The sequence below is a fragment of the Sphingomonas sp. NPDC092440 genome (genome assembly GCF_044754985.1).
In the GTDB taxonomy this organism is placed as follows: domain Bacteria; phylum Pseudomonadota; class Alphaproteobacteria; order Sphingomonadales; family Sphingomonadaceae; genus Sphingomonas.
The window spans coordinates 145,242-165,490 of sequence record NZ_JBIVQA010000005.1; the positions used below are offsets into that span (position 1 = coordinate 145,242).

Annotated in this window: 12 protein-coding genes; 11 read left to right on the forward strand and 1 reads right to left on the reverse strand. The window is 68.4% G+C overall.

Features of this window, described 5'->3' with window-relative positions; genetic code table 11:
• Positions 1–126: 126 nt before the first annotated feature.
• The 7 genes from ACIQCS_RS10355 (at position 127) to ACIQCS_RS10385 (ending at position 8,174) form a co-directional block, all read left to right on the forward strand.
• Positions 127–657 carry a hypothetical protein gene (locus ACIQCS_RS10355; RefSeq protein ID WP_345849934.1) on the forward strand — a complete coding sequence of 177 codons (531 nt, stop codon included), beginning with the start codon at positions 127–129 and terminating at the stop codon, positions 655–657.
• Positions 658–810: 153 nt separating this feature from the next.
• A complete protein-coding gene (locus tag ACIQCS_RS10360; protein WP_401530765.1) occupies positions 811–2,163 on the forward strand; it encodes a polysaccharide lyase 6 family protein in 1,353 nt (450 codons plus the stop codon).
• Positions 2,163–4,358 (forward strand): alginate lyase family protein, encoded by a 2,196-nt coding sequence (locus tag ACIQCS_RS10365; RefSeq protein WP_345849936.1) that lies wholly within the window; start codon positions 2,163–2,165, stop codon positions 4,356–4,358. Before ACIQCS_RS10360 ends, ACIQCS_RS10365 begins: the two co-directional genes overlap by 1 nt.
• A 4-nt stretch (positions 4,359–4,362) precedes the next feature.
• Entirely contained in the window at positions 4,363–5,655 is a 1,293-nt protein-coding gene (locus tag ACIQCS_RS10370; protein WP_345849937.1) for an MFS transporter, read from the forward strand.
• A complete protein-coding gene (locus ACIQCS_RS10375) occupies positions 5,652–6,404 on the forward strand; it encodes a 3-oxoacyl-ACP reductase family protein (protein ID WP_345849938.1) in 753 nt (250 codons plus the stop codon). Before ACIQCS_RS10370 ends, ACIQCS_RS10375 begins: the two co-directional genes overlap by 4 nt.
• Before the next feature lie 33 nt (positions 6,405–6,437).
• Positions 6,438–7,316 (forward strand): rhamnogalacturonan acetylesterase, encoded by an 879-nt coding sequence (locus ACIQCS_RS10380; protein WP_345849939.1) that lies wholly within the window; start codon positions 6,438–6,440, stop codon positions 7,314–7,316.
• A gap of 84 nt (positions 7,317–7,400) precedes the next feature.
• On the forward strand, positions 7,401–8,174 hold the full coding sequence (locus ACIQCS_RS10385) for a TSUP family transporter (protein WP_345849940.1): 774 nt from the start codon (positions 7,401–7,403) through the stop codon (positions 8,172–8,174).
• A 14-nt stretch (positions 8,175–8,188) separates the two neighbouring features.
• On the opposite strand, the gene ACIQCS_RS10390 is transcribed toward ACIQCS_RS10385, so the two are convergent.
• A complete protein-coding gene (locus ACIQCS_RS10390; RefSeq protein ID WP_345849941.1) occupies positions 8,189–9,223 on the reverse strand; it encodes a sugar kinase in 1,035 nt (344 codons plus the stop codon).
• Positions 9,224–9,352: 129 nt separating this feature from the next.
• Here ACIQCS_RS10390 and ACIQCS_RS10395 point away from each other — a divergent pair, with 129 nt between their 5' ends.
• The 4 genes from ACIQCS_RS10395 to ACIQCS_RS10410 all read left to right on the forward strand — a co-directional run bounded on the left by ACIQCS_RS10395 (position 9,353) and on the right by ACIQCS_RS10410 (position 20,233).
• Positions 9,353–12,214 carry a TonB-dependent receptor gene (locus ACIQCS_RS10395; protein WP_345849942.1) on the forward strand — a complete coding sequence of 954 codons (2,862 nt, stop codon included), beginning with the start codon at positions 9,353–9,355 and terminating at the stop codon, positions 12,212–12,214.
• A gap of 97 nt (positions 12,215–12,311) precedes the next feature.
• Positions 12,312–13,058 carry a FadR/GntR family transcriptional regulator gene (locus ACIQCS_RS10400; RefSeq protein WP_345849943.1) on the forward strand — a complete coding sequence of 249 codons (747 nt, stop codon included), beginning with the start codon at positions 12,312–12,314 and terminating at the stop codon, positions 13,056–13,058.
• A gap of 732 nt (positions 13,059–13,790) precedes the next feature.
• Positions 13,791–19,838: an autotransporter-associated beta strand repeat-containing protein gene (locus ACIQCS_RS10405; RefSeq protein WP_345849944.1), complete on the forward strand. Its 6,048-nt coding sequence runs from the start codon at positions 13,791–13,793 to the stop codon at positions 19,836–19,838.
• Positions 19,839–19,870: 32 nt separating this feature from the next.
• Positions 19,871–20,233, forward strand: a complete 363-nt coding sequence (locus tag ACIQCS_RS10410) for an EF-hand domain-containing protein (RefSeq protein ID WP_345849945.1) — start codon at positions 19,871–19,873, stop codon at positions 20,231–20,233.
• Positions 20,234–20,249: the final 16 nt, after the last annotated feature.

Consider the following 20,249-nt stretch of genomic DNA (forward strand, 5'->3'; position numbering starts at 1 on the left):
CGGGCCGTGCGCTTCCGCTCCGTCCCGGAATCGTCGCATTTGCGGAAACCTTGCGATGCCGCGCGCGTGGCTAATCCCGGGCGGGGGCCGCACCTAGATAGCGTTCCGTCGAACAGGAGGATTGCAATGGCATATCTCGAGAGCCGGATCGCGATGCTGGAGGGCATGGCCGGCGCCGTGCCGACCGAGGTCGTGCTGAGCCCGCTCGAGCTGCGCACGCTCCAGCTTTCCCAGGCGGATGGCCGTGCCTCGCTGCGCGCGCCGCGCCGGATCGAACGGCTGGGAGCGATGCTGTTCGGCTCGCGCCGGGTATCCGGCCTCGCCAACCCACGGCTCGAGGCGCTTCGCCGCTTCGCCATCCTGTACCGGCTCGAAGGCGCGGCGATCGATGCCGGCGAGGCCATGCGTGCCGAGGCCGCGGGCTTCTCCGCCGCGGCGCTGGACCGGGTTCGCCGGATCGTCGACGGCTGGCCGCGCCGTGCCGGCCCGCTGCTGCGCGCGGCATCGTTGCTGGCGGGGTTGGTCCTTGCCATGGCGGCGAGCGCGGCGGCCTATTTCTGGCTCGCGGACGAGCTGGAGCCGGCGGTCGCCGCGATCCTGATCGGCGCCGGTGCGGTGACGCTCGCGCCGCTCTTCGCCGGCCGCCCTCGGGGCTGACTGCCATGGTATAGAACCACTATGCCAATTCTGGTCCAGTAAATTGGTATTCAAATTGGCTTGCGCATAGCGATCTCGACTGATAGTCCACTCATATCGGCCATCAGAGCCGGTTGGGAGGATCCGTTGCGACCTTTGGCGCTGTCGATGGTGATGGTTGCGATATCTGCCAGTCCGGCAGCCGCGCGCGACACCCTCGTCCACAATCAACAGGAATATGCCGCCGCCGCGAAGGCGCTGGCGCCGGGCGACCGCATCGTGCTCGCCAATGGCGAGTGGCGCGATTTCGCGGTGCGCTTCTCGGGCCAGGGCCAGGCGGACAAGCCGATCACGCTGACCGCGGAGACGCCGGGCAGGGTGATCCTTGCCGGCCGATCGAGCCTGCGCATGGCGGGGCGCTGGCTCATCGTGTCGAACCTCGTCTTCAAGGATGGGCATGGCGGCGACGAGGAGCTGATCGCCTTTCGCGACGGGACGAAGCGCTGGGCGGAGAATTCCCGGCTCACCGGCGTGGTGGTGGACGGCTATGGTCCGCCCGATGCGGCCAGGACCGATCACTGGGTGTCGCTCTATGGCCGCAACAACCGCGTCGATCACTCGCACTTCGTCGGCAAGGCGCATGGCGGGGCGATGCTGGTCGTGGTCCGCGCCGCGAGCCTGCCGCTCGATAACCATCATCGCATCGACCATAATTATTTCGGCCCGCGGCCTCCGCTGGGGGAGAATGGCGGCGAGACGATCCGCATCGGCACCAGCCAGGAATCGCAGAGCGACTCGTTCACGATCGTCGAGGACAATTATTTCGAGCGCTGCGACGGCGAGGTCGAGATCGTCTCGATCAAGTCCGGCGCGAACATCCTGCGCCGCAACATGGTGGTCGAGAGCCAGGGCGCGTTCGTGATGCGCCACGGGCACGGCAATGTGATCGAGGACAATATGTTCTTCGGCAATGGCGTGAAGCGCACCGGCGGCGTCCGCGTGATCAATCGTCGCCAGGTCGTGCGGAACAACTATCTCGAGGGGCTGGCGGGCGAGGGGCCGTACAGCGCGATCTCGCTGATGAACGGCGTGCCCAATTCGCCGCTCAACCGCTATGTCCAGGTCGCGGACGCGCTGATCGCGCGCAACAGCGTGATCGACGCCGCGACGGTAACGCTGGGCAATGGCGCGAGCGCGGAACTGTCGCTGCCGCCGGTCTCGACCCGGTTCGAGGGCAACCTGTTCGTCAACGCGAAGCGCGGCGATCCCTTCGTCGCCAGGGCGGACATCGCCGGGATCGGCTTTGCCGGCAACGTCCTGTCCGCGCCCGGCCCCGCCGCCCTGCCCATCGCGATGGACCGCCGGCAGGTGACGCTCGCGCGCGCCGCCAACGGCCTGCTCTATCCGACCGATCCGGCACTGGCGAAGACGGGTGCCGATCCTTCGCTCAAGCCCTTCACGCGCGAGGAGACGGGTGTCTCCTGGTACGCCAAGCCCGCGGCCTCGCCGCTTCCGGGAAGCCATTGATGACTCGTTTCGCGTTCCTCCTCGCCGGTGCCGCCCTGCTCGCCGCGCCTGCCCTGGCGCAGACCGCGCCGGGCGATCAGCCGACTCTTTTCCGCGCGCCCGAAATGGCGGCGACGGCGAAGGAGGCCACGGCCTATCCGCTGTTCGCCGCCGAGCTGAAGCGGGTCCGCCGCGAAGTCGACAAGGCGATCAAGGCGGGGGTGGTGGTGCCCCAGCCCAAGGATCCGGGCGGCGGCTATACGCACGAGCAGCACAAGAGGAACTACACCGCCATCTATGGCGCCGGGCTCTTGTTCCGCATCACCGGCGAGCAGCGTTATGCCGATTTCGCCAGGGCGGAGCTGCTCGAATATGCCAGGCTCTACCCGACGCTCGGCAATCATCCGGCGGCGAGCGACCAGCGGCCGGGGCGTCTGTTCTGGCAGAGCCTCAACGACGCGGTGTGGGCGGTCTATGCCGTGCAGGGCTATGACGCGATCCGGGACTCGCTGAGCCCCGCCGACCGCGCGACGATCGACGACAAGCTGTTCCGCCCGATGGCGCGCTTCCTGTCGGCCGGCCAGGCCGAGGAGTTCGACCAGATCCACAACCATGCCACCTGGGCCTGCGCCGCGGTGGGCATGATCGGCTACACGCTGCGCGACAAGGATTTCGTCGAGGTCGCGCTGAAGGGCCTGAAGCGCGACGGCAAGTTCGGCTTCCTGGCGCAGATCGACCAGCTCTTCTCGCCCGACGGCTATTATGTCGAAGGACCCTATTACCAGCGCTACGCGATGCTGCCCTTCGTGCTGTTCGCCCGCTTCATCGCGGCGAACCAGCCCGAGCAGAAGATCTTCCAGCACCGGGACGGCGTGCTGCTGAAGGCGATCCGCACCTCGATCCAGACGACCTATGACGGCTATTTCTTCCCGTTCAACGACGCGATGCCGGACAAGAGCCTGAAGACCGACGAGCTCTATCAGTCGGTGGCGATCGGCTATGAAGCGACCAGGGACCCGGCGCTGCTCTCGATCGCCAAATGGCAGGGCCGCACCGTGCTGACGCCGGATGGGCTGATGGTGGCGCGCGACCTGGCGGCGGGCAAGGCCCAGCCCTTCCCCTTCGTCTCGCAATTCCTGAGCGACGGGCCCAGGGGCGAGATGGGCGGCCTGGCGATCATGCGCTCGGGCCCGGGCGACAGCGACCAGGTGCTCGTCGCCAAGAATGCCGCGATGGGCATGGGGCACGGTCATTTCGACAAGCTGTCATACATTCTCTACGACAATGGCCATGCCATCGTGACCGATTACGGCGCGGCCCGCTTCCTCAATGTCGAGAGCAAGGATGGCGGGCGCTACCTCAAGGAAAATGAGAGCTGGGCGAAGCAGACCGTCGCCCACAACACGCTGGTGGTGAACGAGACCAGCAATTTCGGCGGCAAGTGGAAGGTCGGCGACAAGCTCGCGCCCGGGCAGCTCTTCTGGGCAAGCACTCCGCAGGCGACGATCAGCACCGCCGAGATGGCCGGTGCCTATCCGGGGGTGCGCTATCGCCGCACGCTGGTGCAGCTGCCGGTCGCCGGCATCGAGAGCCCGATGATCGTCGACCTGCTCGACGTGACCGGCGACAAGCCCGCCACCTATGACCTGCCGCTCCATTATGCCGGGCAGATCACCGCGATCGGCTTCCCGCTCCAGTCGAACACCGCCGAGCGGCCGGTGCTGGGCAAGGCGAACGGCTATCAGCACATCTGGGTCGACGCGACCGGCACGCCGGGCGCGGAGAATGGCGCGGTCACCTGGATCAACGACAATCGCTTCTACACCTACCGCATGCTCGCCCCGGCCGGTGCCAGCGTGATCCTGGGCGAGAGCGGCGCCAACGATCCCCGCTTCAACCTGCGCCGGGAGCCGCTGCTGATCGAGCGCGTGGCGGGGGTGGCCAATGCCCAGTTCGTCAACCTGCTCGAGCCGCACGGCAATTACGATGCGGGCGAGGAAAGGACGACGGCGAGCAACAGCCGGGTGAAGGGCTTTACCCATGTCCGCACGAACGACGCGGATCTGGTGACGATCAGGCTCGCCGATGGCCGCGCGATCACGCTGGCAATCGCCTTCTCGGCCGATGCCAATGCTGCACATTCGGCGGCGGTGGATGGTCGCAAGCTCGACTGGAGGGGCCATTTCGCGCGCTTCGATGCGGGCAAGGGGAACTGAGCCGATGGCCAGGGTCAAAGGCCTGCGCTGGCTCGTCATCGGCCTGATCGGGCTGGTGACGGTGATCAACTATATCGACCGCAACGCGCTTGCGGTGATGTGGCCGGCCGTCTCCAGGGACATCGGGGCGGACAAGGCGGACTATGCCCTGCTGGTGACCATGTTCATGATCGCCTATGCGTTTGGCCAGTCGCTGTTCGGCAAGCTGCTCGACCGGATCGGCACGCGGATCGGCTTCGTCATCGCCATTGCGGTCTGGTCGGTCTCGATCGGCGCGCATGCGCTGGTCCGCTCGCTGGGGGCGCTGCTCTGCCTGCGCGTCACCCTGGGCGTGTCGGAGGCGGGCAACTGGCCGGGTGCGGTCAAGGCCAATGCGCTGTGGTTCCCGCCGCAGGAGCGCGCCTTCGCCCAGGGCATCTTCAATGCCGGCGCCGCGATCGGCGCGATCATCGCGGCGCCCGCCGTCGCGGCGCTCTATGCCGGGTTCGGCTGGCGGATGACCTTCGTGCTGGTCGGCGTGCTCGGCCTTGTCTGGCTGATCCCCTGGCTGTTCGTCTATCGCGCCGATCCCGATCGCCATCCCTGGCTGAGCGACGAGGAGCGCGCGCATATCGCCGCGCGCCCAGCGGCCGGCGATGCGCCCGAGAGCGTAGCGCCCGCGCCGGGCATGCTCGCGCTGCTGCGCTATCGCCAGAGCTGGGCGATCCTGCTCGGCCGCTTCTTCCTCGATCCGGTGTGGTGGCTGTTCGTCTCCTGGCTGCCGATCTACCTGGCCGAGACCTTCGGCTTCGACGTCAAGCAGATTGGCATGTTCGGCTGGGTGCCGTTCGTCGGCGCGATGCTGGGCAGCCTGCTTGGCGGCTGGTTCTCCGGCGTGCTGATCGCCCGGGGCTGGAGTGCGCTGGCGGCGCGCAAGCTTGCCATCGCCATCGGCTGCGGGATCATGCTGCCGGCGCTGCTGCTCACCGCGAGCGCATCGACTCCGCTGGCGGCCGTGCTGCTGATCGCGGTGATCCTGTTCGGCTTCCAGGTGGCGATCAACAATATCCAGACCATGCCGGGCGACTATTTCGCCGGCGGCGCGGTGGGCAGCCTCGCCGGCATCAGCGGCACCGCCGCGGTGGCCGGCACCCTCATCACCACCTGGCTCGTGCCGGTGATGACCAGCAAGGGCTACGCTCCGATCTTCGCGCTGGCCGCCGCGATCGTGCCGCTCGCGCTTCTCGCCATCCTCATTCTCGGCCGCGGAGTCCCGCGCGTCGAAACTCCTCCCCAGACCAAGCAGGACCCAGCATGAAATTGAAGGACAAGGTCGCCATCGTAACCGGCGGCGGGCGTGACATCGGCAAGTCGGTTTCGCTGCAGCTGGCGGCGGAAGGCGCCAGGGTCGCGGTGAATTATCGCAGCGACGCGGGCGCGGCGCGGGCGACCGTGGCCGAGATCGAGGCCGCGGGCGGCACCGCGATCCTGGTCCAGGCCGATGTGACCAGGCCCGAGCAGGTGTCGAGGCTGGTCGACGAGACGACCGCCGCATTCGGCCAGCGCGTCGACGTGCTGGTCAACGTCGCCGGCGGCATGGTCGCCCGCAAGACCCTGGCCGAAATGGACGAGGCGTTCTTCGACCAGGTGATGGAACTCAACCTGAAATCGGCCTTCCTCGTCACCAAGGCGGTGCTGCCGCATCTGGGCGAGGGCAGCGCGATCGTGAACCTCTCGTCGCTCGCCGGCCGCGACGGCGGCGGGCCGGGTGCCTCGATCTACGCCACTGCCAAGGGCGCGCTGATGACCTTTACCCGCAGCCTGGCCAAGGAGCTGGGGCCCAGGGGCATCCGCGTCAACGCGCTGTGCCCGGGGCTGATCGGCACCAGCTTCCACGACATTTTCTCCAAGCCGGAGGGGCGCAAGGCCGTAGCCGGCAACACGCCGCTGCGGCGCGAGGGGCATGCGGACGAAGTGGCGTCGGCGGTGGTCTTCCTCGCCTCGGGCGACTCGTCGTTCCTGACGGGCGTCAACATGGACATCAATGGCGGCCTGGCCTTCTCGTGATCGAGGGGGCGGCCGCGACGGGGAGGGCATGACATGTTGAGGACGATGATCACGCTGGCCGCGCTGGCGGCACTGCCGGGGGCGGCCTTCGCCCAGGCCCTGGAGGCCCAGCCTTCGCTCGAGAAGCGGGAGAAGCGCGTCGATGCGCCGCCGATCACCGCCTACAAGATCATCCTGGTCGGCGATTCCACCATGGCGCCCGGCAGCGGCTGGGCGTCCGTGTTCTGCGCCTATCACGTCAAGTCGAACGTCGCCTGCCTCAACCTGGGCCGCGGCGGCCGTTCGACCCGCAGCTACCGGGCCGAGGGCTCATGGGACATCGCGATGGGTGAGGCCCGGGCGGCGGGCTATGCGCGGAAATATGTCCTCATCCAGTTCGCGCATAACGACCAGTCGACCAAGGCCGAGCGCTGGACCGACCTGAACACCGACTTCCCGGCGAACCTCAGGCAGATGGTGCTCGACGTGCGTGCCGCGGGGGCGGTGCCGGTGCTGGTTACCCCGCTTTCGCGTCGCGAGTTCCGGAACGGCCGGCTCGACAACACGCTGGCCGCCTGGGCCGATGCGATCCGGAAGGTCGCGCTCGAGAACAAGGTGCCGGTGGTCGAGCTCAACCGCGACAGCGCCAGGGCGGTCGAGCAGCTCGGCGCGGTCGAATCGATGAAGCTGGCGATGGCCGATCCGCTTGCCGAGGAAGTGGCGGCCGCGCGGGCCGGCACCACGCTGCGCCCGCGCCCCGCGCCCGAGGCGCCGCCGGCATCGACCTTGCCCAGGACTGGCCCGCGCGGCCGGATCGTCGAGAAGTTCGACTACACCCATCTCGGCGAGGTCGGTGCCAAGGCGATGGCCAAGATCGTCGCCTATGACCTGGCCGTCGCGGTTCCCGAATTGAGCAGCCAGCTGCTGCCCTGACCGGCTCCGTCCCTGGGGCGCGGTCCGACTCCCTCGGCCGCGCCCCTCTTTTTCGCCGGACGAGCCTGTCCTATCGGGCTGGCCATGCACCTCACGCCCGACATCCTCGCCTTCCTCGTCACCATGGCGCTGCTCGCCGGCACGATCGACGCGATGGCGGGCGGCGGCGGGCTGATCTCGCTGCCCGCGCTGATGGCGGCGGGCATCCCGCCCGTCTCGGCGATCGCCACCAACAAGCTCGCCAGCGCCTGCGGCACCGGATCGGCGCTGCTCACCTATGCCCGGGCCGGCCATGTCGACTTCCGCCGCTTCGCCTTGCCCGCCTGCGGCGCCTTTGCCGGCGCGGCGGCGGGGGCGACGACGCTGCAGTTCATGAACCCCTCGTTCCTCACGGCCTTCGTGCCCGTGCTGCTGATCCTGATGGGGCTTTATTTCCTGCTGGCGCCGCGGATGAGCGAGGCCGATCGCCACGCCCGGATCGGGCCGGTGGGGCTCACGCTGATCGTCACCGGCATCGGCTTCTATGACGGGTTCTTCGGGCCGGGCACGGGCTCGTTCTTCACCACCGTGCTGGTTGCGCTGGCGGGGCTGGGGCTGGTCCGCGCGATCGGCAACACCAAGTTCCTCAACCTCTCGACCAATCTCGCCGGGCTGCTCGCGATGATCGCGGGCGGCAAGCTGCTCTGGGGGCTCGGCATCGCGATGGCGCTGGCGAACATGGCCGGCAACCAGATCGGCGCGCGGCTGGCGATCCGCTATGGCGGGCGCGGTGTGCGGCCGCTGCTCGTGCTGCTCTCGGCGGCGCTGACCGTGAAGCTGCTGGCCGATCCGGCGAACCCGATCTGGCGGTGGTTCTAGCCTCCGAAGCGAAGTCAGCGCCGCACGTCCGCGCCCTCGCCCGAAAAGCCTTCCACCTGGGCGCGGGAGAACAGCGCCATGTCGCCGGGGACGCTGTGCTTGAGGCAGGCCAGCGCCAGGCCCAGCTCGGCGGCGCGGGACGCAGAAACGCCCTCGATCAGCCCGTGCAGCACGCCCGCCGCGAAAGCGTCGCCGCCGCCGATCCGGTCGACGATGCCGGGCATCGCAACTTCTTCTGTCTGGAAGCCGGCATCGGGCGTGTCGATACGCGCGGCGAGGCCGTGGCAGTCGCTGGTCTCGACCCGGCGGGCAGTGGACGCGATCCATCGCAGGTTCGGAAAGGCGGCGAACCCGGCCAGCGCGGCTTCGCGCCGGCGCGGCGCGCCATCGCCCGAAAAGGGATGGTCGAGCAGCAGCGCCATGTCGCGGTGATTGGCGAAGAACAGATCGGCCCGGCGGACCAGGCCGGTCAGGATGGCGCGCGGATCGCCGTCCCAGCGCTCCCACAGGCTGGCGCGGTAGTTGCCGTCGAACGACACGCGCATGCCGGCGGCCCGCGCGGCGGCCATCGCCGCGCCGGTGGCGGTGGCGAGATCGGAGCCGAGCGCCGGAGTGATGCCCGAGACGTGGAGCCATTCGGCGCCCGCGAAGGCCGCGGACCAGTCGAACGCAGGCCAGTCATGCATCGCGAAGGCGCTGCCGGCGCGGTCGTAGAGGATCTCGGAAGGGCGCAGCGATCCGCCGGGGCTGAGAAAGTACAGCCCCTGGCGGCCGGGCGCGCGGAAGCTGGGAGCCAGGTCCACGCCCGCGGCCGCGAGCGCGCGCCAGGCGCCGTCGCCCAGGCCGCCGGGCGGGATCGCCGAGACCAGCGCCGCGCGGTGCCCGAGCGCAGCCAGCGCGGCGACGACATTGGCTTCCGCCCCGCCGATATGGAGGTCGAGCGCGTGCGCCTGGGGCAGCTGGACCCGCCCCCGCGTCGCGAGCCGGGTGAGCACTTCCCCGAAGCCGATAACCCGCGCTGGTCCATTCCTGGCCGATCCGGTTGCCATCCAATCCTCCTGTCCCGTTTCGCGATGCCGCACTAAGCGGATTGGATAATTGGTATCAAGATAACATTGACATCATTTGAACCACTGGTTCATAGAAGTGGTATAAGAATACAATCGGGGAGGATTCGAATGGCTATGGTCTCCATCCGTGCGCGCGCGCGCGTCCGCTCGGTATTGCTGGCGGGCGCCTCGATCGCCGCGGCGCTGGTGGCGGTGCCGGCCCGGGCCCAGGATGGCGCGCCCGCGCCAGCGGCGGAGCAGAGCCGGGAAGACCAGATCGTCGTTACCGGCATCCGCGAGACGATCCAGACCTCGATCCAGTCGAAGCGCGATGCGGACGCGATCGTCGATGCAGTCTCTTCCAAGGAGATCGGCGAGTTGCCCGGCCAGTCGGTCGGCGAAGTGATTGCGACGATCACCGGCGCCTCGATCGACCGCGCCAATTACGGCCCCACCGAAGTCTCGATCCGCGGCCTCGGCTCGGGCCTGAGCATGACGACGCTGAACCGGCGCGAGGCGACCAACGGCTCGGGCGACCGGGCAGTGAATTTCGGCCAGTTCCCCTCCGAGCTGTTCAACGCGATCAAGATCTACAAGACGCAGCAGGCGGATCTGATCGAGGGCGGCGTGGCCGGCCTGATCGAGCTGGAGACGCGCAAGCCGCTCGACCATAAGCGGCGCCAGATCCAGGCCGAGATCAAGGGCAACCTCAATCCCTATCAGGACCGGATCGCCGGCCGGAGCCCCTATGGCTACCGGGCGACGGCCAGCTATATCGACCAGTTCGATATCGGCGCGCTGGGCAGGCTGGGCATCTCGATCGGCTATCAGCGCAACGACGTGAACGATCCGGTCGAGCGCTTCTACACCAGCACGACCTGGTTCACTTGCAACGCCGCGGTGATCTCCACCGCCAACTGCACCGAAGTGACGCGCCAGCAGGGCAATGCGGGCACGCCTTATTATCATGCGTCCAACTCGTATCTCTATCGCCAGATGATCACGTCGGACCTGCGCAATGCGGTGTTCGGCGCGGTGCAGTGGCAGCCGAGCCCGACGATCGACGTCAATCTCGACCTGCAATATTCACGGCGCCAATATAGCGAGCAGCGCAACGATTTCGGCACCGCCGAGGGGCGCTACAACCTTCACAATGTGGTGATCGGCGACAACCACCAGCTGCTCTCGGCCGACGGCTCGGCGACGATGCAGACCGTGTCGGGCCTGTTCCTGCGCGACGAGAAATATCTGGGCTTTGGCGGCAATGTCGAATGGAAGCCGGCGGATCGGCTCACCGTGACGGCCGATTTCGGCTATTCGCACACCTCCCGGCTCGACATCACTCGCCAGGTCCGCCTGCGCACCGATCCGTTCGACATCTATGGCGTGCGCACGCCGATCAACAATCAGCGCATCCCCTATCATGTCGACTTCACGCAGAGCTTCCTGCCGGCCTTCGCCTATGATCCGCGCTTCGACCCCACCGACCATGACGCGTTCAGCGACGATGCGCGCCTGACCCGGTCGCAGGACGGCCGCGACGACGAGATCCATTCGGCCCGGCTCGACGCGAGCTACAAGCTGGACGGCTTCCTCGAGCGGATCGATATCGGCGGGCGCTGGGCCAAGCGGAAATTCTTCGGCTACAGCAACGACGTGAACATCGACCAGAACGACCTGGCGGTGGACCGCAGGGTGAACCTGGCCTGCCGCACGCCCTTTCCCGAGCGCAATTTCTTCGCCGACGCGCCGAGCCGCGGGATCGCCGGTTACGCCACTTTCGACGTGCTCTGCCAGTTCCGCAACTATCTGGGCACCGAGGATCCGGGCAATAGCGGCGACCTGCGCGCCGTGGAGAATTCGGACGTCACCGAGGAGACCTGGGCCGGCTATGCGATGGCCACCTATTCGGGGCGGTTCGCCGGCATCCCGGTGCGCGGCAATTTCGGCGTGCGCGGCGTGCACACGCAAGTGACCGCCCGGGGGCTGCGCTCGGGCCTCGACGTGATCAACAACAGCGACGGCACGATCTCGCTGCGCGCCAATGGCAGCTTTACCGATACCAGGATCACGGCGGGCACGATGCGCTGGCTGCCCAGCGCCAACGCGATCTTCGACGTCGCGCCGAGGATACGCGTGCGCGCGGGCGTCTATCGCGCCATGTCGCGCCCGGCGCCGAGCGCGCTGGGGGCCGGGCGGAACATCACGCTGGAAGTAGGGAACGGCTTCACTTCGGTGACCGACGCGATCAACTCGATCATCGCCACCGGCAGCCCGCGGTTGAAGCCGACCATGTCGTGGAACGGCGACCTGGCGTTCGAATATTATGCCAACAAGGACACGCTGTTCGCCGCGACCGCCTATTACAAGCGCTTCAGCGGCGGGAAGATCCCGATCATCACCGACGAGGATTTCACCATCGGCGGCCAGGATTATGCGGTGCCCGTCACCCAGACGGCGAACAGCAACGCCAAGGCCGATCTCTACGGCCTGGAGGTCACTGCCTCGAACCGGTTCAGCTGGCTGCCGCATCCGCTCGACGGGCTGGGCGTGAAGCTGAGCTACAATTATGCCTGGTCGAACTACAAGACCCAGGACATCCGGTACGGCGATGTGGTGGACGGCGTGACGGGCGCGCTGATCCCGGGGCTGATCCCGGCGGCGGGCCTGAGCGGCTATTCGAAGCACGTCTTCTCGGCCCAGGCCTTTTACGAGATCGGGCCGATCTCGCTCCAGGGCATCTATCGCTATCGCTCGCGCTATTATCAGGCGTTCACCAGCGACAATACCCAGCTGCGCTATGTCGAGGGCAACAACACGTTCGACGCGAACCTGAGCTATCGGATCAACAAGGTCGCCGATATCCGCTTCCAGGCGCTCAACCTCTTCAACGCGCCGCGCGTCGAGTATATGCCGGTCGTCGGCAGCACCCGGAACGTCGAATATTACGGGCCGCAATATTTCCTGAGCTTCCGCATTCGCCTGCGCTGACCCGGGCCGAGTGTAGCGGTGCGGACCAATTGCCTATTCCAAATGCCGCCGGTCTGGGGCATTGCTGAGGGGTAGACCAAGCTGACCGAGGATCCACATGGCCGAACGCCGTCTCTTCCAGGATATCGCCGAGCGTATCGCGGCGATGATCGCGGAGGGCACTTTCCCTCCCGGCTCGCGCCTGCCCGGGGAACGGGAGATGGCGGAGCGGCTGGGCGTGAGCCGCGTGACGATCCGCGAGGCGGAGATCGCGCTCCAGGCCCAGGGGCTGGTGCGGATCAAGACCGGATCGGGCGTCTATGTCTGCGATCGCGGCGAGCAGAATGCGGGCGCGCTGCCGATGGTGAGCGCGTTCGAGCTGACCGAGGCGCGCTCGCTGTTCGAATCGGAAGCGGCGGCGCTGGCGGCGCCGACGATCAGCGACGAGCAGATCCAGGTGCTGGAATCGCTGGTGGCCGCGATGGATGAGGCGGAGGAGGGCAGCGCCGCCGCCACCGAGGCGGATCGCGCCTTTCACCTCACCATCGCCAGTGCCTCGGGCAACCAGGCGATCATGTTCGTGATCAACAGCCTGTGGCGGATGCGCACCGAGATACCGGAGATCTGCGCGCTCCATGCCTCGGTCTGCGGCAAGGACGAGGACAGCCGCCATGACGAGCACGCCGCCGTGCTCGAGGCGCTGAAGAAGCGCGATTCGGCGGCGGCGCGCACGGCGATGCGCAAGCATTTCAGCCGCCTGCTCGAGGCGATGCTGAAGGCTTCGGAAGAGCGCGAAATCCTGGAACTCCGCCGCAAGGCCGAGGCCAGCCGCAACCGTTTCCTGATCAGCGCCCAGCTGAGCTGATCCGCGCGCCGCGGCGCCGGTTTTCCCAGCCTCTCGATCGCGCCGCGCAAGCCGCGGCGCGATGCCGTGCGCGCCTGTCCCGAAGTTGGCCTGACCAGTCTCTTGACTCCTGCGCAAAACTACGCCCTATTGGTATGACACCGGTAACCAAAGCCATCTGACAGATAAAGGCCGGTACAGGGAGAGGTTGGGATGTTGAAACGCGCAATGGATATTCATTCGGAACCCTAGCGGGTGCCCGTCGCCTCGGGCGGCTTTGAAAAAATGCTCCGGACAATCGGAATCGGTTGGCGATGACTGGCCTGACCGCGCGCGGCCGTGCGCCGGACGGGTTGGCGCATATGGCTGCCGGGTGCCGTTGCGCGTCGCTTGCGCATGACACCGCCCGGTCGCCGCTATGGATGTGAGCTGCGTGCCTGCCGATTTGCCTGTAGATCGACTATACCTGTTTGTATTTCTGGACTGGCAATTATATTGACTCCGGACTGTAGATCAGGCCTTATCCTTCATAATTCCGCAACCGGACCGTCCAGGCCGGGAAAAGCCGGAAACGAGCAGAGAGGTGCGTGATGGGAGTGCAAGCGACGATGCGGACGCCGGCCTAGCCGACACGCCGCCGCCGGGGGGCGGCGGGGGCTGGCGCCTGTGGCGCGGGGCCCGACGAAATCACCAGCAGCCAGGCGACTGGCGACGACCGATGCGGCCGAAGAGCCGCGATGGGGAGGAAGACTCATGACCTTTTCGATCCGCGCCCGCAGCATGCGCACGCGCCTGCTCCTTTCGGCCTGCTTCGTGGCGCTGCCCGGCACGGCCTTCGCGCAAACCACGGTGTCGAACACGCGCACGACCAGCGTGAGCGTCAGCGGCGCCGGCACGGTGACGGTGACGTCGACAGGCACCATCACGACGCCCGCCGGCACCAGCCAGGCAGTCAACATCAACGGCGCAAGCACGGGCACCGGCGTCGTCGTCACCAACAACGGCACGATCGAATCGACCGATGCCACCGGTGCCGGCCGCGCGATCAACAGCGCGCCCGCCGGAACCCTCGATCGCACGGCGACGATCGTGAACACCGGAATCATCCGCGCCAACAACGATGCGATCCGCTTCGCCGAAGGCTCGACCGGCGACACGGGGCCCGACACCGGCGTGGTCACCATCACCAATTCCGGCACGATCATCAGCCTGTCCCAGGGCACTGCCTTCAGCGGCGCGGCGCCGCAGGGCATCGAGTTCAGCCTGGCGTCGGCCAGCCTGGTGCTGAACAACCAGGCGGGCGGCGCGATCACCGGCGCGCAGGGCATCCAGAGCAGCGGCACGACCACGATCACCAATGCCGGCACGATCACCGGCACCGGCCTGCTCAACGGCGCGGCCTCCAGCCAGGGCGAGGGCGTGCGCGGCCATAATGGCGGCACCCTGATGCTGACCAACGAGGCGACGGGCGTGATCACCGGCGCGTTCGGCGTGTTCGGCACGGGCAACACCACGATCATCAACCGCGGCACGATCAGCGGCAGCGCCAATGGCGGCGTCAGCAGCGGCTCCAGCCCCCTGGGGCGTGAGGCGATCCGCATCAACCTTGGCCTGAACACGGTCAACAGCGTGACGCTGGCGGCGGGCAGCACCACCACCGGCGCCTCCACCAACGCCGTGACCTTTGGCGGCGCCCCGGCCACCAACACCAATGTCACCAACACGCTGACAGTGGAGACCGGCGCGACGATCAACGGCAACCTCATGGGCTGGAACGGCGATCCGGTCCCCGGCGCCACCGTCACCGACATCCTCAACCTCACCGGCACCGGCTCGCAGGTGCTGGTGAACGCCAGCTACTTCGAGACGCTGAACGTGCAGGGCGGCACCTGGGGCATCATCAACAGCCAGACGCTGGCGAACGGCGCCACCATCGCCGCCGGCGCGACGCTGCGCTTCGACGATTACGACACCACCAGCGGCGGCTCGGTGAGCGGCACCATCCTCAACAACGGCACGCTGATCTACAACCGCACGCGCAACCTGCAGACCGCCGGCGCGATCAGCGGCTCCGGCGGGCTCCAGCTGGTCAACAGCGGCAACCTGACGTTGACCACCGCCAACAGCTATGCCGGCGACACAGTCATCAGCGGCACCGGCATGCTGCGCACCGGCCTGCTCACCAACAGCTTCTCGGCCAATTCGGCGGTGATTCTGGGCAGCGGCGGCACGCTCGACCTGAACGGCGTTGACGGTTCCGGCAGCAGCACCCTGATCGGCTACAACCAGACGATCGGCAATCTTTCGGGTAGCGGCACGGTGGATACCGGCCGCAACGTCGGCGCGACGCTCACCACCGGCGGGCTCGGCGGCGACACGATCTTCTCGGGCGTCGTCCGCGGGCTGAACAGCGGTGTCGCCGGCATCGGCGGCGGGCTGACCAAGGTGGGCAGCGGCACGCTGACCCTGTCGGGCCAGAACACCACCAACGGCGTGCTCGCCATCACCGGCGGCGGCGTGGCGCTTTCCGGCCTCTGGTCGGGCGCGGTGACCATGGCGGCCGGCACCACCCTATCCGGCGCGGGCCAGGTGAGCGGCGTGCTCGATGCCTCGGGTGCGACGATCGCCCCGGGCAATGGCGGGGTCGGCACGCTCACCACCGGCGGCCTGACCCTCTCCGCCGGCTCGGTGCTCAACTATGACCTCGCCGCCCCCGGCATGGGCGACCGCATCCAGGTGAACGGCGACCTCGTCCTCGACGGCACGCTCAATGTGCACGACGTCGGCGGCTTCGGCGAGGGCGTCTACCGGCTGATCAACTATACCGGCGCGCTAACCGACAACGGCCTGGCGATCGGCGGCGTGCCCGCCGGCGCCAATGGCGGCCTGATGACCATCCAGACCTCGGTCGCGACTCAAGTGAACCTGGTCTACGGCACGCCGACGGCGGCCACGATCCAGTTCTGGGACGGCACCGACAATTCGGGTGACGGCGTGGCCCAGGGCGGCAGCGGCAGCTGGACCAACAGCTTCCCCAACTGGACCGACGCGACCGGCATCAACAACACCGGCTGGGCGAGCGCGTTCGGCGTGTTCGGCGGCGCGGCGGGCACGGTGACGGTGGACGACGCGATCCTGCTCACCGGCGCGCAGTTCATGACCGACGGCTATGTGATCGCCGCCGGCACCGGCACGCTGACCACCAACACCGCGCTCACCAACATCCGTGTCGACCCCGGCCTGACCGCCACGATCGGCGCGGCGATCGGCGGTACCGGCGGCCTGATCAAGAACGACGCCGGCACGCTGATCCTTGCCGGCGCGAACGGCTATGCCGGGGCAACCAATGTGCAGGGCGGCACGCTGGTGGCGCTGAACGGCGGCGCGCTGCCGGCGACGAGCAACGTTTCGGTCGCCACCGGCGCGACGCTCGACATCCGCGCGAACCAGATGGTGGGCGGCCTGAACGGCGCGGGCAGCGTGCTGCTCGGCGCGAACCTGACCATCGGCGGGCTGGGCGCGAATGACAGCTTCATCGGCGTCGCCAGCGGCAATGGCAGCCTGATCAAGACCGGCAGCGGCACGCTGACGCTCGGCGGCGCCAATGCCTATCTCGGCGCGACCCAGGTGAACGCCGGCACGCTCCAGCTCGACGGCAGCGTTGCCGGCGCGGTCAATGTCGCCAGCGGCGCGACGCTTTCCGGCTCGGGCAGCGCGGCGGGCGTGGTGACGATCGCCGACGGCGCGCATCTCGCCGCCGGTGGCGCGGGCGCGGGAACGCTCACCATGGGCGGGCTGGCCCTGTCCGCGGGCTCGGTGCTCGACATGGGGCTCGGCGCGCCGAACGTGGCGGGCGCGAGCGACCGCATCCAGGTCAATGGCAACCTCACGCTCGCCGGCACGCTGAACGTCACCGATCTCGGCGGCTTCGGCATCGGCGTCTATCGCCTGATCGACTATAGCGGCACGCTTACCGACAATGGCCTGACGATCGGCACGCTGCCGGCGGGCGCGAACGCGCCGCACATCAACCTGCAGACCTCGGTCGGGCACCAGGTCAACCTGGTCTATGACAATATCGTACCCGAGATTCAGTTCTGGGACGGCGCCGGCACCACCGCGAACGGCGCGGTCGGCGGCGGTTCGGGCAGCTGGACCAGCACGCGCACCAACTGGACCAATGCGAACGGCACGGTGAACGACAGCTGGGGCGGCCGCTTCGCCGTGTTCCAGGGCGCGGCGGGCACCGTCACCGTCGACGGCGCGATCAGCGTGACCGGCATGCAGTTCATGACCGACGGCTATGGGATCGCCGCGGGCACGGGCAGCCTGAGCCTGGCCGATGCGCAGACCAATATCCGCGTCGATCCGGGCGTGAGCGCGACCATCGGCGCGGGGATCGGCGGCACCGGCGGGATCAGCAAGCTGGACGGCGGCACGCTGATCCTGGGCGGTGCCAACAGCTATGCCGGCGCCACCAGCATCGCCGGCGGCACGCTGCGCGCGGGCGTGGGCGGTGCGCTGCCCGCCGGCACCAACGTGACCATCGCGGCGGGCGCGACGCTCGATCTCGCCGCCGCGCAGACCGTCGCCAGCCTGGCGGGCGATGGCCGCGTGACGCTTTCGGGCGGCAGCCTCACCACCGGCGGCGGCAATGCCGACACGCGCTATGCCGGCGTGATCAGCGGGAGCGGCGGGCTCACCAAGGCGGGCAGCGGCATCTTCACCCTGGCCGGGGCGAACAGCTATGCCGGGGCGACGACGGTTTCGGCCGGCACGCTGCGGCTGGACGGCGGCACGATCGGTAGCGGCGCGCTCAGCGTCGCGAGCGGGGCGACGCTGGATGTCAACGGCGGCGCCGCGTCGGTCTCGGGCCTGAGCGGCGCGGGCCGCATCCTGCTCGGCAATGGTTCGCTCGCCGCGAACATCGGCGCCACCAGCAGCTTCACCGGCGTGATCAGCGGCACGGGCAGCTTCGCGAAGTCGGGCAGCGGCGCGCTCACGCTCGGCGGTGCCAACAGCTATTCCGGCGGTACCACGGTGACCGGCGGCACGCTGACGGCGGGCGTCGCCAATGCCTTTGGCACCGGCACGCTCACCGTGACGGCGCCGGGCGCAGTCAACCTGGCGAATTTCGCGACCACGGTGGGCGGCCTGGCCGGCGACGGCGGCATCGCGCTCGGTAGCGCGGTGCTGACCGTGAACAGCACCGGGGCCTCCGCCTATTCGGGCGTGCTCTCGGGCACCGGCCGCCTGGTCAAGTCGGGCGCCGGCACGCTGACGCTGAACGGCGCCAACACCTATACCGGCTCGACGACGATCAATGACGGCCTGCTGGTGGTGAACGGCTCGCTCGCCGGATCGGTGACGATCGGCGCGACCGGCCGCATCGGCGGCTCGGGCCGGGTCGGGGCGCTCACCGTTTCCGGCATCGTCGCGCCGGGCAACTCGATCGGCACGCTCAACGTGAACGGCAGCCTGACCTTCGCGGCGGGCTCGACCTATCAGGTCGAAGTGTCGCCAACCGGGATATCGGACCAGATCGTCGCCACCGGGGCAGTGACGATCAACGGCGGCGCCGTCTCGGTGCTGACCGGGGGGCAGACCAACTTCCTGCCGCTCACCACCTATACCATCCTCTCCGGGTCGAGCGTGACGGGAACGTTCGGCAGCGTCGTCACCGACCTTGCCTTCCTCACGCCCTCGCTGGTCTATAACGCGGCCAGCGTGCAGCTGCGCCTGCTGCGCAACGACGTCAGCCTGGGCGCGGTCGCGCAGACGCCGAACCAGGTGGCGGTTGCCGCGGCGGTCGGCGCGCAGAGCTCGGGCGGCGTGTTCGACGCAGTGATCGGCCTCAACGCCGCCGATGCGCGCGGCGCCTTCGACCAGCTTTCGGGCGAAGTGTTCGCGGCGGGCATGACGGTGGCGGCACGCGACGGGCATGACGCGGCACGCGAGCTGATCGGCCGGATCGACGGGCCGCGCGAGCAGAAGCGGACGCTGTGGATGGCGGGCGATGTCGGCCAGCTCAAGGCCGGCGCGCGCGGGGGCCTGGCCGGGATCGCGTCGAACCGCCGAGTGCTCTCGGGCGGCATCGAGGTGACCGGCGACAATCTGCGCTATGGCTTCTCCTATCGCTATGCCAGCAACGACATCAGCCTGGATGCGCGCGCCAGCGACGGCAAGCTGGTGAGCAACTCGGCCTTTGCCTATTTCGGCTATACGCTGCGCGGCCTGCGCATCGCCGGCGGCCTGGGCTATTCGGCGAACACCTTCTCGACCGGTCGCCGGGTGGCCTTTGGCGGCCTGGCCAACCAGCTGAGCGGGGCCGATGACGGTCATGGCTATACCGCGTTCGGCGAGCTGGCCTATCTCGCGCCGCTGGGGAAGGACGCGCGCGTCGGCCCCTATCTGGGGGCGAGCGTGAACGCGACGACGTTCGACCGGGCGCAGGAATGGGGCGGCGCGGCGGCGCTGCTCGCCGGCAGGGCGCGGACGACCACCAGCCTGGCCAGCTACGGCCTGCGCGGCACGGCGAAGATCAACGGCGTGACGCTGACCGGCGATGTCGGCGGCCGTTCGTATATCGACGATCCGGAGACCCGGCGGATGTTCCGGTTCATCGACACCGGCAACGGCTTCACGGCGAGCGGCGGGCAGTTCGGCAGGACCATGCTGACCGGCCGGCTGGACGCCTCGACCGATGTCGGGCGCTTCGTGCTCGGCCTGGGGGTGCGCGGCGAGACGGGCGGCGGCGGCTCGAGCGTCGGCGCCCGGGCCAGCGCCGGCTTCCGGTTCTGATCACGACAGGAGCATCAAGGAGGATGGACGTCATGAAGAATGTGAAGATCGCCGTGACCGTGGCGGCGCTGCTGGTCTCCGGCCAGGCGCTTGCCCAGAAGGCCGGCCAGACCCGGGCGGAGGCCCAGGCGGCCTCGGCGAAGAAGTTCAAGAGCCTCGACACCAATGGTGACGGCAAGGGCAGCCCGGCCGAGCTGCTCGCCTTCATGACCAAGTCGGCGGAGAAGCGCGGCGAGACGATGGACCAGGCCAAGGTCGATCGCCGCCTGAAGCGGCTCGATACCGATGGCGACGGCTATGTCAGCCCGGCGGAGCTGGCTGCGGAGGACCTTGCCAAGTTCGACAAGGCCGATGCCAATCACAATGGCGTGATCGACGCCGACGAGGCGCCGTGACCCTGCGCCTTCCCCC